This window comes from Photorhabdus asymbiotica (genome assembly GCF_003634575.1).
Classification (GTDB): Bacteria; Pseudomonadota; Gammaproteobacteria; order Enterobacterales; family Enterobacteriaceae; genus Photorhabdus; species Photorhabdus asymbiotica.
This window is the reverse complement of the sequence record NZ_RBLJ01000003.1, coordinates 419,428-435,555: the sequence shown is the minus strand read 5'-3', so window position 1 is coordinate 435,555 and position 16,128 is coordinate 419,428. Positions and strand designations below refer to the sequence as shown.

The following is a 16,128-nucleotide window of genomic DNA, read 5'->3' as shown; positions in this document are numbered from 1 at the left end:
ATGGCTGAGCATTCTCCGAATATCTGTCTTCAATTTCAGCAAGGTAATGTATTGCTGATTTCAGTACTAATGTTGTTGGCTGTGAGCCTGATGATGTTGAAAGCTTTGCACCATCATCTGGATAATGCATTAATCATGATGGTTGATGAACGCAGATATTTAAATGCTTTTCAGCAAGCAGAATCTTCATTGGCATGGGGAATGACTCAGTCATGGCCATTTCATAGTGATAAAACAGAAGAATGGCATTGCCAGCAACAGAATGAGTTCTATCTAACAAGCTGTTTAAAAAGGCAATCGAGTAATTTTTTTCTGCTGAAAGGTGTGGCAGATGTGGCATCTGGGCAATCTGTTGGATTATATCAATGGATGAAATTAGTCTCTTATGGTGGAAGTGATTCTCTTATTCCGGTAGAAAGTGGGTGGTTGGATTTTTGTCCTGAAGTAGATATGGGGTTTTGTTCATGAAATCGGAGCCTTTTCATGAATATCAGTCAGGAATGAGTTTACCCGAAGTGATGGTTGCCGTTATGGTCTTTTCTATCTCTTTGTTAGGATTAATACGTTATCATCAAGCGTTATTATTGGGGTTTCAGCAACATTGGCAACAATCAAGGGCAGACAAATTATCTCATGAGTATCTGGAACAATATGAATTAATTGCAGGTCAAAGTCCTTTACCAGAAATAACATTGCCATCGGGATGGCATGCTGAATTTCAGACAACTTATCAGTCGTCCGATTGCTATCAGCTTACAGTTATAGTAACAACACCTTATAATCAGCAAAGCAAATCAAGCCGATGGATTTGTTCAAACGGGAGTTCTGATGTTCAAGGTTTATCATTCTAATCAGTTAGATCTTCTTAAAGAATTGATAGCAATATTTATCGGGGATCATCCGCTGCCTGATCCGTTTGAACAGGAAGTTATTTTGGTACAAAGCCCTGGAATGTCACAGTGGCTGCAAATCCAACTAGCTGAAAGGATAGGCATATCAGCTAATATTTCGTTTCCACTTCCGGCTACTTTTATCTGGGATATGTTTACTAAAGTATTGTCTGATATTCCTAAAGAAAGCGCTTTCAGTAAGGATGCTATGACATGGAAATTGATGGCATTATTGCCGCAATTATTGCCAGAAGCAGAATTTGTCGCACTCAGGCACTACCTTGATCAAGATCTTGATAAACGGAAGATTCATCAATTGGCTGGACGAGTTGCTGACCTGTTCGACCAATATCTTGTTTATCGCCCACAATGGTTGGAAAGTTGGCAGCAAGGGCAGCTTATTGATGGTTTGAGTGATAATCAGTTGTGGCAAAAAAGATTATGGCTGGAACTGACGGAATATACTCACCAGTTGCAACAACCTAAATGGCATCGTGCTAACTTATATCAGCGTTTTATTTCTACACTGGAAAATAGTGCTGACTTTTCAGCTTGTTGTTTACCCAAACGAGTATTTATCTGTGGTATTTCGGCTTTACCGCCTGTTTATTTACAGGCTTTACAGGCATTGGGACGGCACATTGATATTCACCTAATGTTTACTAATCCATGTCAATATTATTGGGGAGATATTCAGAATTATTCTTTTCTGGCAAAAATGAGTAACCGTAAGCCACGTCACTATAAGAGTGAGCGAGAACTGGAATATTTTAAAGATCCTGGAAATGCTCAATCATTGTTTAATGATGAGGGTGAACAGGATGTCAGTAATCCTCTATTAGCGTCATGGGGACGATTAGGTCGTGATAATCTTTATTTATTGTCGCAACTTGAGCAAAGTTCAGATGTTCACGCCTTTGTTGAGTTAGAACCGGATAATGTATTACATCAGCTGCAAAGGGATCTCCTTTATCTGGAAGATCATGCTCAAATTGGCTCAACGAAGGAAGCATTTGAAAATAGCCTGAAAAAACGGCTGCTTAATCCATTAGATCGTTCTTTATCTTTCCATGTTTGCCATAGCCCTCAACGTGAAGTGGAAGTTTTACAAGATCAGCTTCTAAGGTTACTGGAAGATAATCCATCACTGACGCCAAGAGATATTATTGTGATGGTTGCAGATATTGACAGTTATACCCCTTATGTTCAGGCGGTGTTTGGTAATGCCTCCGCTGAACGTTATATTCCATTTGCCATTTCTGATCGTAAGGCTCGTCAGGCGCATTCAATTTTACAGGTATTTATTACACTGCTTGATTTACCTCAAAGCCGTTTTACCACTGAGCAGGTTTTAGCATTGCTAGAAGTTCCGGCGTTGGCAAATAAATTTGGCATTCATGAAGATGGGCTGCGTTTATTAAGGCGTTGGGTTGATGAATCTGGTATTCGCTGGGGATTGGATGATGATAATGTGGAAGAGTTATCCTTACCGGTAACAGGCCAGCATACATGGCGTTTTGGATTGACTAGAATGTTATTGGGTTATGCAATGGATAGCCGGTCAGGTCCTTGGAAAGATGTGTTGCCTTATGATAACTCCAGTGGTTTAGCCGCGGAGCTTGCAGGTCAATTGGCTGAGTTTTTAATGCAACTGAGCTATTGGCGCAAAATTCTTAGTGAGAGCCAGACATTAGGGGATTGGTTACCTGTCTGCCAACAGTTGCTGGAAGCATTTTTTGCATCAGACAGTGAAACTGAATTAGTTCTGGCAATGATAGAACAGCAGTGGCAGAGAGTCATAGGTAATGGGTTGAATGCCTGCTATCAGGAAAGCGTGCCATTGGTTTTGTTAAGGGATGAATTGGCGCTCCGATTTGATAATGAAAAAATTAGTCAACGTTTTCTCGCTGGATCTGTCAACTTTTGTACCCTGATGCCGATGCGTTCTATCCCCTTTAAAGTTGTTTGTCTATTGGGGATGAATGATGGTATTTATCCCCGTTCAATTCCACCGCTTGGGTTTGACTTGATGGCAGAAAAAAGCCAAAGGGGAGATAGAAAACGACGGGATGATGACCGTTATTTATTCCTTGAAGCTCTGATATCTGCCGAACAATTCCTCTATATCAGTTACATTGGTAAATCCATTCGTGATAATACGGAATGCAATCCTTCAGTACTGGTTAATGAATTGCTGGATTATGTTTGCCAAAGTTTTTGTTTGCCAGGAAGTGAGAAATTCAATGTTGATGAAAGTGCTGCTAATGTCAGAAAACATCTGCTGTGTCTTCATACTCGTGTTCCATTTGCGCCGGGAAATTTTATATCGGGTAGTTATCAGCAAAGTTATGCAGCAGAATGGCTGCCGGCAGCATCTGAACAAGGTGCTGCACATTCTGAATTTTGTCAACCTATTGAAGCGGAACAAATTCGGGAGATTACACTCGATGATTTGAGTCGCTTTTATCGTCATCCTGTTAGGTTTTTTTTCCAACGTTGCTTGAAAGTAAACTTTGTCATTGAAGAAACGGAATTACCAGAGGAAGAACCTTTCGTTTTGGATAATCTTCGACGTTATCAATTTAATCAGTTATTGCTGAATACGCTGATTGAGCAGCAATCACCTGTATTGCTTTTCAATCGTCTTCGTGCTGCTGGAGGATTGCCTTTTGGCGCTTTTGGGGAGGTTTATTGGTTGAAGCAGCAGAAAGAGATGCAACCTTTGGCGGATAAGATTCGTGAACAACAAATGGAAGCTTTGTCTGTCGATTTACATCATGATTTAGGGAAGGTCATTCTGACAGGGCGAATTAATAAGGTACAGCCGGATGGCTTGTTACGCTGGCGTCCAGCTAGTTTGACTGCCAATGATGGCATGCAATTATGGATTGAGCATTTGGCTTACTGTCTTGCGGGTGGTCAGGGTGAAAGCCGTAGTTATGGGCGTGACGACAGCGAATGGCGTTTTGTTCCTGTAGCTTCAGAACAAGCTAAAGATTATCTAAATCAATTGGTTGAAGGTTATCAACGAGGAATATCGGTGCCTTTACCGCTGTTTTGTAAAAGTGGTTGGATGTGGCTTTCCGCATGTATGAATAAAGAAACTGGCCAGATTGATGACAGTGATGAGATTCAGTTAAAAGCTGAAGGTCAGCTACTAAAAACATGGTTTGGGGATCAAGGACGCAAAGGTGAAGGCGATGATCCTTATGTTCAGCGAGCTTTCAGGCAGGTTGATAAATTATTTTTGGCAAAACTTAAACAGGAAGCGCTCAATTATTTGTTACCGATAGCGCGATATCAGAGTACATAGGGAGAATATTAGATAATGCATAAACATTTTGTCCGCATGGTTGCTGTGATGTTCCTGCTTTTTTGGGGAACGGCAAGTTATGCTCAAACACCACAGTGGCAGCCACTGCAAGAGACAATTTATAAAAGCGAAAATGATCATCGTCAGTATCAGGGAATCAAGTTGGCAAACAATATGACGGTTTTGCTGGTGTCTGATGAAAAGGCAACGAAATCTCTGGCAGCGGTAGCGATTCCAGTTGGCAGTATGGAAAACCCAGACAGTCAGCTAGGGCTTGCACATTATCTGGAACATATGGTTCTGATGGGATCTCAGCGTTATCCGCAGTCGGGCGGTTTATCTGAATTTTTGCAAAAACACGGCGGTAGTCATAATGCCAGCACTGCTTCTTATCGCACGGCTTTCTACCTTGAAGTGGAAAATGAAGCGTTAGCTAATGCTACAGATCGCTTGGCTGATGCATTGGCAGAACCTTTGCTTGACCCGGTCAATGCAGATCGGGAACGAAATGCCGTTAATGCAGAGCTAACAATGGCGCGTTCTCGTGATGGGATGCGGGTTGCTCAAATACGCTCAGAAACCTTGAATCCTGCACATCCAAATGCCCGTTTCTCTGGTGGTAATCTAGAAACATTGAAAGATAAACCAGGGAGTAAATTACAAACAGAGTTAGTGGATTTCTATCAACGCTATTATTCAGCTAATCTGATGAAAGGTGTCATTTACGGCAATCAGCCTATCGATAAACTAACTCAGATAGCTGTTGATACTTTTGGTCGGATACCTGATAGAAAAGCCAGTGTGCCTGCTATTACTGTTCCAGCAGTAACAGAAAAAGAGAAAGGGATTATCATCCATTATGTTCCTGCTCAGCCGCAAAAAGCGTTGCAATTGGAGTTCAGTATTGACAATAACAGTGCTGATTTCCGCAGTAAAACGGATGAATATCTCGGTTATATGATAAGTAATCGTAGCCTGAATACATTATCAGACTGGTTGCAAACTCAGGGGTTGGCAGAAAGTATCAGTGCCGGAGCTGAACCGATGATTGACCGCAACAAAGGTATATTTTTTATTTATGTTACCTTGACAGACAAAGGGCTTGAACATCGGGATCAGGTTGTTGCGGCCATTTTTGCTTATATTAATTTGTTAAAACAAAAAGGCATTCAGAAAAGTTATTTTGATGAAATCGCAAAGGTTTTGAATCTGTCTTTCCGGTATGGCTCCATTGTTCGTAATATGAATTACATAGAATGGTTATCGGATGCTATGCTGCGAGTTCCTGTTTCCAATGTACTTAATGCTGGTTATTTGGCTGATGACTATAATCCAAAAGCAATCGCCAGCAGACTCGGTGAATTGACCCCTGAAAATGCACGTATCTGGTATATCAGTCCAAAAGAGCCGCACAATAAACAGGCTTATTTTGTCCAAGCACCTTATCAGGTTGATCGAATCACATCACAGCAACGAGTGAAATGGCAGCAGTTAGAGGAGCAGATGAACTTTGCTCTGCCGGTGCCAAATCCTTATATTCCCCATGACTTGCAGTTAATAAAGGCAGATAAAAGTCAGAAGCATCCAAAGATGATCCTTGAACAGCAGAATGTGCGCTTACTCTATATGCCGAGCCAATATTTTGCTGATGAGCCAAAAGCCAGTATCGCTCTTGATTTGCACAACGACGAAAGCTTGAATAGTGCCCGTAAGCAGGTAACTTCCTCTTTACTTGACTATTTGGCCGGGCTTTCCCTTGACCAGCTTAGTTATCAGGCTTCTGTTGCAGGAATGAATATTTTTACTAGTTCATCGGACGGGCTGCAATTGGGTGTAAGTGGTTACACTCAGAATCTTCCAGAGCTTCTAACCTCTTTAATTAATGATTACATGGCGTTTATGCCAACTGAGAATCAACTAGAACAAGCTAAATCTTGGTATCGTGAACAGATAGCGGTTTCTAATAACGCGAAAGCTTATGACATGGCGATGCAGCCGCTGAAACGTCTTTCTGTGGTGCCTTATACTGAACAGTCCGTTCGTTTGAAAGAATTAGAGTCTATCACCGTTCAGGATATTGTGGAGTATCGCCATGAGTTAATAAAAAATTCTGCTTTGCAGATGATGATAATTGGAAACTTGACCGAACAGCAGAGCAAAATCATTGCTGAATCTGCCCATAATCAATTGGCGAACCAAGGAAGTCATTGGTGGGGGGGCGATAAGGTGGTGATTGATAAAAATCACCGGGTTAATTTTCAGCGTGTTGGTAGTAGTACCGATGGAGCCTTGGCAGAAATTTATATTCCGACTGGTTATAACCGTATAGAAAGTTATGCTTATTCGAGTTTGCTAAGCAATATGCTCAATCCGTGGTTCTATGAGCAACTGAGAACAACAGAGCAGCTGGGATATGCGGTGTTTGCTTTCAATATCAGTGTTGGGGAGCAATGGGGGCTGGGTTTTTTACTACAAAGTAATAGTAAGCAACCAAAATATTTGAATCAGCGCTATCAGGATTTCTACCAAAAGGCGAGCAGTAAACTGGAGGCCATGTCCCAAACTGATTTTGAGCAGTACAAGAACGCACTGATTAATGCAAGGCAGCAACCGCCACAAACGTTCTATGCCGAAGTTGCTCGTTTCTCTGGTGATTTCAGCCGCAATAACTTTAGTTTCGACAGCAGAGATAAAATGCTTGAGATACTGAAGAAAACCACACAGAAACAACTGATTAATTTTTATCGGGATGCGGTAATAAAGCATCGTGGGCTGTCATTTATTTCACAAGTGATTGGTAAATCAGGAAGCTCAGATGGATATGCGAAACTGAAAGGCTGGAAAACTTATCATGATGTTACTGAATTTCAGAAACAGCTACCCGTTGAGGCAAGAAGTCAGTGAGTACAGAGATATCTGTCCACAAGCTTAATGCATTCACTCTGCCGCTGAATGGTCAGCGGCTGATTGAAGCCTCTGCCGGGACGGGTAAAACTTACACTATTGGTATTCTATATCTGCGTCTTCTACTTGGGTTGGGGAAAAATGCTGCTTTTCCTCGCCCCTTAAGCGTGGAAGAAATTTTGGTAGTGACATTTACTGAGGCAGCAACAGATGAGCTACGTGGGCGTATCCGTGAAAACATCCATACACTTCGCCTTGCTTGTATTCGAAATGAAGTAGAAGGTACAGAGTCTGCCTATCAACAGCTATTAGATGAAATCCCAGATAAAGAGCAGGCCGCTATCTGGTTGCTGGCCGCAGAACGACAGATGGATGAGGCTGCGATTTATACCATTCATGGTTTTTGTCAAAGAATGCTGGCACATAATGCCTTTGAATCCGGAATCTTATTTGAACAGACATTAATTCAGGATGAACATCCATTAGAGAGGCAGGGGTGTGCCGATTTCTGGCGGCGACACTGTTATCCGTTACCATTATCAATGGCCCGGGTTATTAGCCTGGATTGGAGTGGGCCGGAAGCACTGTTGGCCGAATTACACCCTTATTTGCAAGGGGATGTGCCATATATCGTTGATGCGCCAAACAGTGATGAAACGCTGTTAAGCCGTCATGAAAAAATTACACAGTTTATCTATGGAGTTAAATGTCAATGGAATGAAGCTGCTGGAGAGTTGCATGATTTAATCGCGGGTTCTGGTGTAGATAAAAGAAGTTACAGTAGTAAGCACTTACCAAACTGGCTGAACAGAGTTACTGATTGGGCTCAGCAGCCTACAGAAGATTATCAGTTGCCAAAAGAGCTGGAGAAATTCCGGCAGTCAGTATTAGTGGAAAAGACAAAAAAAGGTAATGTACCTGAGCACTCACTTTTTGTTGCGATAGATAATTTGTATCAGCAACCATTGACATTACGTGATTTGATTATCTCTAAAGCTATTATCGAGGTTCGCCAGTCAATCCGTCAGGAAAAATTAATGCGTGGTCAGATGGGGTTTGGTGATTTATTAACCCGCCTTGATGATGCTTTGAAAGGCCCTGGTAGTGATTTACTTGCTCAGACTATCCGTCAGCGCTATCCAGTTGCGTTGATTGATGAATTTCAGGATACCGACCCACAGCAATATCGAATTTTCCACACCATCTATGGCAATCAGCCTGAAAATGGATTGTTATTTATCGGTGATCCTAAACAAGCTATTTATGCATTTCGTGGTGCCGATATTTTTACTTATATTCGCGCTCGCTCTCAGGTAAGTGCTCACTATACTCTAGAGACAAACTGGCGTTCTGCTGAGTCAATGGTACGGGCAGTAAACAAGTTGTTTATGCGTTCAGAAAATCCCTTTTTGTTTGAACAAATTCCCTTTGTTGAGGTTTCTGCGGCGGAGAAAAACCGTGGGTTTGCTTTTAGTTATGGTACTAAGGAACAAGCCGCATTGAATTTTTGGTTACAGCCAGGGGAAGGGGTTTCTACCGGAGATTATGAGCAAATGATGTCACGATTCTGTGCAGCACAAATTCGTGATTGGTTGCAAGCGGGTAGTGAAGGGAGAGCTCTGTTACATAAAGATGAGAAGGTTCGGCCTGTTACTGCTGCTGATATCACTGTTCTGGTTCGTAGCAGAAAAGAAGCCATACTGATCCGTGATGCACTTAATCTGTTATCTATTCCTTCTGTGTTTCTTTCTAATCGGGAGAGCGTATTTGATACCGCAGAAGCAAAGGATATTCTTTGGTTACTGCAAGCTGTGTTGTCACCAGAGAAAGAACGGATTTTGAGAAGTGCGCTTGCCAGTGGTTTATTTGGTTTGACTGCTCGGCAGATAGACAAACTGAATCATGATGAAAAGGCGTGGGATCAGCTCGTTGAGGAGTTTGATGGCTATTTCCGTTTGTGGCAGCGTCGTGGGGTGTTGCCTATGTTACGGGCAGTAATGACAAACCACCATATTGCTGAGAATTTACTTGCCAGTTATGACGGTGAACGGCGTTTGATGGATGTGATGCATATCGGCGAGTTGTTACAAGAGATATCTTTACAACTCGATAGTGAACATGCGGTCACCCGTTGGTTGGCTCAGCAAATATCCCATCCTGATCCACAATCAGAAAACCAACAGATGCGGCTGGAAAGTGATCGTCATTTGGTACAAATCTGTACTATCCATAAATCTAAAGGTCTGGAGTACTCGCTGGTATGGTTACCATTTGCCTGTAATTTCAGGATGCAGAAACAGGCGATATATCATGATCGTGTAAGCTTCGATGCTTGTCTTGATATTTTCCCTGGTGAGGAAACCATCAAATTGGCTGAGCAAGAACGATTGGCAGAAGATTTGCGTTTGCTTTATGTCGCATTGACACGTTCTGTTTACCATTGCAGTGTCGGCGTGGCTCCACTGATAAAAGGTAATAAGAAAAAGGTAGGGGATACTGATCTGCATCAGTGTGCTCTGGGTTACCTTCTGCAAAATGGTGCTAAAGGTGATGCTGATTTTTTGGCCACATGCCTTAAAGAATTAAGCGGAGATGGAATCGCTGTATCATCAATCAATGATATGGGTGATCATCCTTGGGAGTCACAAAGCCAACATGATTTGGGGCTGTCGGCAAAGCAGTTTAAGCGCCGTATTCAGGATGACTGGCGTATTACCAGCTATTCTGGTTTACAAAACGCCGTTGTTCATCGCGGTACGGTTTTCCCTTTTGCTGGCGAAGAATCTATTGATGTCATTGTTCAGTCTATTGCACCAAAATTGGATGTTGATGCTAATGGTGAAAAGCAAATAGCAGAACAATATGAAATGACGCCACATACGTTTCCACGGGGAGCCTCTGCCGGCACTTTTTTGCATTCGATATTGGAAGAGCTCAATTTCAGCCAATTACCTGATGAGGAATGGTTGGTTGAACAACTGAAATCAGCTGGGTTTGATGAACATTGGAGTGAGATATTACGGCAGTGGATGGTAGATATTTTTACGACTCCCTTGGATGATGAAGGTATGCAGCTTTCAGAAATTCCGCTTCATCATCAGCAAGATGAAATGCAGTTTTATTTGCCGGTTGAACAACTTTTACGATCCCAAGAGCTAGATGCAGTAATGCGTCGCTATGATCCTATTTCTGCCCGTTGTCCCCAATTGGAGTTTCAGCAAGTGAAAGGAATGCTGAAAGGGTTTATTGATTTAGTCTTCTGTTGGCAAAATCGGTTCTATGTGTTGGATTACAAATCAAACTGGTTGGGAAATGATAGCCAGGCGTATACCCGTGAAGCGATGGAAACCGCTATGATTGAGCATCGCTATGATTTGCAATATCAGCTTTATACACTAGCACTGCATCGTTATTTGCGTCACAGGCTGGTTAGTTATGATTACCAGCAACATTTTGGCGGAGTGATTTATTTGTTCCTGAGAGGAATTAATAAACAACAACCGGGAAATGGTATTTTCAGTTGTCGGCCATCGGCCGAATTTGTTAATGCTTTGGATCTGCTGTTTAGTGGCAATGAACAACCTGAGAAAGAGAAAAACTGATGATTTCGTTATTACAACAGGCAGTAGATCTCAGGCTTCTGCGCTCATTGGATTTACAGTTCGCTCATGCGTTGATTGGGGATGAAAATCCTGCTCTGTTGCTGGTGATGGCGCTATTAAGTGCTGAAGCTGGTGCTGGGCATGTTTGCCTACCTATTAGCCGGATAATGCCTGAATATTTTTTTGATGGGCGGCAGCGTGAATTTGCAGAGCAGTTATGGCAGGTGGCAGGGAAACCTGATGAGCAGAGCTTGCGTGCAGCATTAGAGAGTTGTGCTGCTGTTAGTGATGGCTTTCAGCCAGCACCCGTTGTTCTTTCGCATAACCGACTTTATTTGCAAAGGATGTGGCAAAGTGAGTGCCAAGTTGCTGCTTTTTTCTCTACCAACAATCAATCAACCGATAGTATTCAGGAAGAGCAGCTGAGAACTATTCTGGATGAATTATTTACGCTATCTGATGAGACAATGGACTGGCAAAAGGTGGCTGCTGCTGTAGCGGTAACTAGCAGAGTTTCAGTTATCTCTGGTGGGCCGGGAACCGGGAAAACAACAACTGTTGCGAAGTTATTGGCAGCTTTAATCAAACTTAATCCTGACAAAAATCTGGTGATCCGATTGGCTGCTCCGACGGGAAAAGCAGCTGCCAGATTGACAGAATCTCTTAACAGTGCTGTCAGAAAGCTTTCTCTGACGGAGAAACAGTTTGAATCTATGCCAGATCAGGCCCAGACGATTCACCGCTTATTAGGGGCTCAGCCGGATAGTCAGCAGTTACGTTATGACCGAGATAACCCATTGAGTTTGGATGTTTTGGTGGTAGATGAAGCTTCAATGGTGGATTTGCCCATGATGGCTAGGTTGGTTGATGCGTTACCGTTATATGCAAAAATTGTTTTGCTTGGTGATCGTGATCAATTGGCGTCAGTGGAGGCTGGAGCTGTATTGGGAGATGTATGCCGTTTTGTTGAGATGGGATATAGCGCCGTGAGAGTGGAGCAGCTAAGCCGATTGACTGGATGCCAGTTAGTTGCAGGCGAGCAGGAGAATATCCCGGAAGTTCGTGATCGTTTGTGCCTTTTACGCAGAAGTTATCGTTTTGATGTAGATTCGGGGATAGGTCAACTTGCTGCGGCAGTTAATCAGGGAAAGAGTCGGCAAGCTCTCTCTATCTTGCAACAGCCATTGAATGATATCTGTTTTTACCCATTGCTTGACGATGAAGATTATCAGCGGTTACTGGCTGAAACGGTATTGAGTTATCGCTCTTATTTGCAACTGGTTGCAAAGCAAGCACCGGCTAAAGAGGTTTTGGATGAATTTAACCGCTATCGTTTGTTGTGTGCACTTAGAGAAGGGCCATTTGGTGTTAGTGGACTTAATGAGCGTATAGAACAGCTATTACATCGTCAGGGGCTTATTCGTCGCCCTATGGGGATTTTTAGTCGTGGGTATGCAGGTCGACCAATTATGATTTCCCGTAATGACAGTATACTTGGCCTGTTTAATGGTGATATCGGTATTATGCTCAGGGATGAAAATAGTGAACTACGTGCTTATTTTCAACTACCAGATGGACAGATTAAAGGAATTCAACCAAGCCGTTTACCACAGCATGAAACAGCATATGTGATGACTGTACATAAATCGCAGGGATCAGAATTTGAACATACGGCTCTGGTACTGCCAACGCAGTTTGTACCGGTTGTTAGCCGAGAACTGGTCTATACAGCGATGACTAGGGCTAGAAAGAAGCTAACGCTTTATACACATGATGCGGTATTGCGTCAGGCCATTCAAACGCCCACTCAAAGGCGTAGTGGGTTGGCTGAACGTCTTAGCCGGCTGGTGGATTAGTAAGAAACATCGGTTTGTTTTGGTAGTCTCAGATCAGGATGAGAAGTAGCGTTGCACATTATTACCAATGGCTTGAAGTTAAAATGGGATTGTTCGTTATTTTAAAGGTAAAAATAGAATAAGGAAAAACATTATCTTGAATGTTGGTTGTAAGATGCCATTGAATTAATAAGTCTGTGCCGTAGGTTTAATATCATTGCCGACGCGTCAAGGGCAATGTAAGCCTTTCGGCACGGGTCATTTTATTACTGTGGTTCCAAACTCAGCATAAGGATTTTTGAGCAGCGCTGATAGTTATATAGTGCTTGTTTCTGAATCGGTAGCATGGAGATTTCGGCAGGTTCAAAACCCCGTTCCTGAAACCAGTGAATGCTACGAGTAGTCAGGACGAAAAGTTTTTCTAACCCGAGCTGTTGAGCGTGTTCTGAGATACGATTCAATAGTACTTCACCTCTTAACGAACTTCGATATTTGGGATGAACGGCTAAACAAGCCATCTCTCCAATTTTTTCATCAGGATAAGGGTAAAGTGCAGCACAGGCGATAGTCAGGTTGTCGCGTTCAATAATGATGAATTTATCAATTTCCCTCTCAAGTTGCTCCCTTGAACGCCGTACCAGAATTCCTTGTTGTTCCAGTGGCCGGATAAGTTCGAGAATGCCACCAATATCATTAATGTTAGCCCTGCGTATTTGTTCTGCACTCTCCATGACTATTTGGGTGCCAATACCATCACGGGAGAATAATTCCTGAACCAGAGCACCATCTGCCTGATAACTTAATAGGTGGCTGCGACGAACACCACCACGACAAGCTTTCACAGCACTGCGTAAAAAACGGGTTGTACTTGAATAATAATCACCTTGGGCTACCAATTCTTCAATGTATTCTTGGGCTTGGTTAAGAAAAATTTCGGACAGAATTTTTCCATCTTTGTCTTGTACACCTTGAGAAGAGCAGAAACCAATCAGTTTTTCAGCCTGTAGCTTGATAGCCAACTGGGTAGCAACTTCTTCGGATGATAGATTAAAACTCTCACCAGTGACAGAAACCGCAACAGGGCCAATCAGCACTATTGCGCCATGGTCTAGCTGAAGGTTGATGGCATTCTCATCAATGCGACGAATTCTGCCGCTGTGGCAATAATCGACACCATCATCAACTCCCAGAGGTTGAGCTATAATAAAGTTACCGCTGACAACATTAATATTCGCCCCTTGTAATGGAGTATTATTCAGGCTCATGGAAAGACGAGCGGTGATATCCAGTTGCACTAAGCCAGCAGATTGCTTGACAAATTCCAATGTTTTGTTATCAGTTACACGGGTGTGTTTGTGATAAGCCGGCTCATAATGATGGTCTGCAATATTTTGTTCGATTTGTGGTCTGGCCCCATAAACGACAACCAGACGGATGCCTAAACTATGCAGTAATCCAATGTCGTTGATGATGTTCGGGAAGTTATCATGAGCAATTGCCTCTCCACTAAGCATAATAATAAAAGTCTTGCCACGGTGTGCATTGATGTACGGAACCGAGTGGCGAAATCCCTCAACTAATTCGGTGCTTCGTTCTTTCATAACAGACTCTCGATTGAATTTTTATTCGAAATTTATGTATTTTTATTCCTTTTGGGGAGGAATGGCAAGAGGCAATTAAGACAAAAACATTGCGATATAGATGTGGACGTTAATAATTTGCAGAATATAAAATGCCTTTTGCTGATGACAGCATAATGTTGATTGGTTAGAGTTTTTCACTTGCTGTTTCCTTTGGTAAATATCACTCTGAATATTTGTATTTTATGAATGGAATAAAATAGTAGATGAGTCATTCAGATCATAATCTGTCACGACGTCGCTTGTTGCAGGGAGCCGCGGCAATGTGGTTGCTTAGTGTCAGCCATGTGGGTTACGCATCGTCATCAAAAATTATTGCTGTACGTATTTGGCCTGCATCCAGTTATACCCGTGTAACGCTTGAGTCTAATATTCCACTCAAATATCGCCAATTTATGCTGACAAATCCAAACAGAATTGTTGTTGATCTTGAAGGCGTACAATTGAATCACACCTTAAAAGGGATGGGAGAACAGATCCAATCCCGTGATCCTTATCTTAAACTGGTTAGGGCCGGGCAATTTGATCCTAAAACTGTTCGTTTGGTGTTTGAAGTTAAACAGCCGGTCAGCCCACACATGTTTACTTTGAAACCAGTGGCAGAATTTAAGCATCGTCTGGTACTGGATCTTTATCCGGCAGCGGGAACTAATACCGATGATGATCCACTACTTGCTCTGCTTGAGGAATATAATAAAGGTAATTTGGCCGAGGATTTGCCAGCGAAAACCCCAAAACCAGGCAAAGCAGGTAAGGACAGGCCGATTGTTATTATGCTTGATCCGGGACATGGGGGAGAAGATCCTGGTGCTATTGGTAAATATAAAACCCGAGAAAAAGACGTTGTGCTACAAATTGCCCGCCGGTTGAAAAGTATTATCCAGCGTGAGCCAGATATGAAAGTTTATATGACCCGCAATGAAGATGTGTTTATTCCGCTAAAAGTTCGGGTGGCAAAAGCGCGTAAGATGCGAGCTGATTTATTCGTTTCTATTCACGCTGATGCCTTTACTAACCGAGCGGCACGTGGCTCTTCAGTTTTTGCACTTTCTACTAAAGGTGCGACCAGTAATACCGCACGTTTTTTAGCTCAGACTCAAAACGAGGCTGACCAGATTGGTGGGGTAAGTAAAAGCGGCGATAAATATCTGGATCATACAATGTTTGATTTGCTACAAACCGCGACAATCAATGACAGCCTTAAATTTGGCAGTGAAGTACTCAGGCGCATGGGCAAAGTGAATAAATTGCATAAAAACCGGGTAGATCAGGCAGGGTTCGCGGTACTCAAAGCCCCAGATATCCCTTCCATTCTGGTAGAAACGGCGTTTATTAGTAACTTGGAAGAGGAGCGAAAACTGAAAACTGCGCGTTTCCAGCAACAGGTAGCAGAGTCAATTTTTGCGGGTATCAAAGCTTATTTTAGGAATGGTGGTGATTTGGTTCGGCGGTGAAATACCCGCCATTTAAACTGAACGCGGACATAATGGAGATAAAAGCATCGATGAATTTTTTTTGGAATTTGTATGCTGAAATGCACAGAGAATTGGTTGCGGGGGCCGGATTTGAACCGACGACCTTCGGGTTATGAGCCCGACGAGCTACCAAGCTGCTCCACCCCGCGTCCGTTTTAGTATTCTGAGTTGCGAAAAATTGGTTGCGGGAGCCGGATTTGAACCGACGACCTTCGGGTTATGAGCCCGACGAGCTACCAAGCTGCTCCATCCCGCGTCCGTCATAACCTATCTTGCCTTGATAATACTTACCGGAATAGGCTCTTAGTCGCAAATATCTAACTATTTCATAGTATTGGTTGCGGGGGCCGGATTTGAACCGACGACCTTCGGGTTATGAGCCCGACGAGCTACCAAGCTGCTCCACCCCGCGTCCGATGCGGGCACTATACTCAGGATGAGATCCGTTGCAAGTTTTTTTATTAATTAT

The 16,128-nt window shown here is 42.8% G+C and carries 8 protein-coding genes and 3 tRNA genes; 7 read left to right on the top strand and 4 right to left on the bottom strand.

Annotated elements, in window-relative coordinates:
- Genes BDD30_RS14190 through recD form a run of 6 tightly spaced genes read left to right on the top strand, consistent with a single transcriptional unit; the run spans position 1 to position 12,565 of the window.
- Positions 1-468 (top strand): YgdB family protein, encoded by a 468-nt coding sequence (locus BDD30_RS14190; RefSeq protein ID WP_012776775.1) that lies wholly within the window; start codon positions 1-3, stop codon positions 466-468.
- A complete protein-coding gene (locus BDD30_RS14185; RefSeq protein ID WP_012776776.1) occupies positions 465-851 on the top strand; it encodes a prepilin-type N-terminal cleavage/methylation domain-containing protein in 387 nt (128 codons plus the stop codon). The genes BDD30_RS14190 and BDD30_RS14185 overlap by 4 nt, the downstream gene beginning before the upstream one ends.
- Positions 829-4,203 carry an exodeoxyribonuclease V subunit gamma gene (gene recC, locus BDD30_RS14180; RefSeq protein WP_012776777.1) on the top strand — a complete coding sequence of 1,125 codons (3,375 nt, stop codon included), beginning with the start codon at positions 829-831 and terminating at the stop codon, positions 4,201-4,203. Before BDD30_RS14185 ends, recC begins: the two co-directional genes overlap by 23 nt.
- 15 nt (positions 4,204-4,218) lie before the next feature.
- Positions 4,219-7,107: a pitrilysin gene (gene ptrA, locus BDD30_RS14175; RefSeq protein ID WP_012776778.1), complete on the top strand. Its 2,889-nt coding sequence runs from the start codon at positions 4,219-4,221 to the stop codon at positions 7,105-7,107.
- A complete protein-coding gene (recB, locus tag BDD30_RS14170) occupies positions 7,104-10,709 on the top strand; it encodes an exodeoxyribonuclease V subunit beta (RefSeq protein ID WP_012776779.1) in 3,606 nt (1,201 codons plus the stop codon). Before ptrA ends, recB begins: the two co-directional genes overlap by 4 nt.
- Positions 10,709-12,565 (top strand): exodeoxyribonuclease V subunit alpha, encoded by a 1,857-nt coding sequence (gene recD, locus BDD30_RS14165; RefSeq protein WP_012776780.1) that lies wholly within the window; start codon positions 10,709-10,711, stop codon positions 12,563-12,565. The genes recB and recD overlap by 1 nt, the downstream gene beginning before the upstream one ends.
- Positions 12,566-12,810: 245 nt before the next feature.
- Here recD and argA read toward each other — a convergent pair whose 3' ends face one another.
- Positions 12,811-14,145 carry an amino-acid N-acetyltransferase gene (argA, locus tag BDD30_RS14160; protein ID WP_012776781.1) on the bottom strand — a complete coding sequence of 445 codons (1,335 nt, stop codon included), beginning with the start codon at positions 14,143-14,145 and terminating at the stop codon, positions 12,811-12,813.
- Between the two features lie 245 nt (positions 14,146-14,390).
- Between argA and amiC the strand changes: the two genes are divergently transcribed.
- The gene (gene amiC, locus BDD30_RS14155; RefSeq protein ID WP_012776783.1) at positions 14,391-15,638 is read left to right on the top strand and encodes an N-acetylmuramoyl-L-alanine amidase AmiC; all 1,248 of its coding nucleotides are present in this window, start codon (positions 14,391-14,393) and stop codon (positions 15,636-15,638) included.
- 93 nt (positions 15,639-15,731) lie between these two features.
- On the opposite strand, the gene BDD30_RS14150 is transcribed toward amiC, so the two are convergent.
- The 3 genes from BDD30_RS14150 to BDD30_RS14140 all read right to left on the bottom strand — a co-directional run bounded on the left by BDD30_RS14150 (position 15,732) and on the right by BDD30_RS14140 (position 16,071).
- Positions 15,732-15,808 (bottom strand) — tRNA-Met (locus BDD30_RS14150).
- Between the two features lie 30 nt (positions 15,809-15,838).
- Positions 15,839-15,915, bottom strand: a tRNA-Met gene (locus BDD30_RS14145).
- A 79-nt stretch (positions 15,916-15,994) separates the two neighbouring features.
- Positions 15,995-16,071: transfer RNA gene (locus tag BDD30_RS14140), tRNA-Met, on the bottom strand.
- Positions 16,072-16,128 lie beyond the last annotated feature (57 nt).

Bases quoted from the DNA above. Each gene is read 5' to 3' on its own strand.
- recC (WP_012776777.1), top strand. From the start codon at position 829: ATGTTCAAGGTTTATCATTCTAATCAGTTAGATCTTCTTAAAGAATTG.
- BDD30_RS14190 (WP_012776775.1), top strand. From the start codon at position 1: ATGGCTGAGCATTCTCCGAATATCTGTCTTCAATTTCAGCAAGGTAAT.
- recD (WP_012776780.1), top strand. From the start codon at position 10,709: ATGATTTCGTTATTACAACAGGCAGTAGATCTCAGGCTTCTGCGCTCA.
- amiC (WP_012776783.1), top strand. From the start codon at position 14,391: ATGAGTCATTCAGATCATAATCTGTCACGACGTCGCTTGTTGCAGGGA.
- argA (WP_012776781.1), bottom strand. From the start codon at position 14,145: ATGAAAGAACGAAGCACCGAATTAGTTGAGGGATTTCGCCACTCGGTT.
- BDD30_RS14185 (WP_012776776.1), top strand. From the start codon at position 465: ATGAAATCGGAGCCTTTTCATGAATATCAGTCAGGAATGAGTTTACCC.
- ptrA (WP_012776778.1), top strand. From the start codon at position 4,219: ATGCATAAACATTTTGTCCGCATGGTTGCTGTGATGTTCCTGCTTTTT.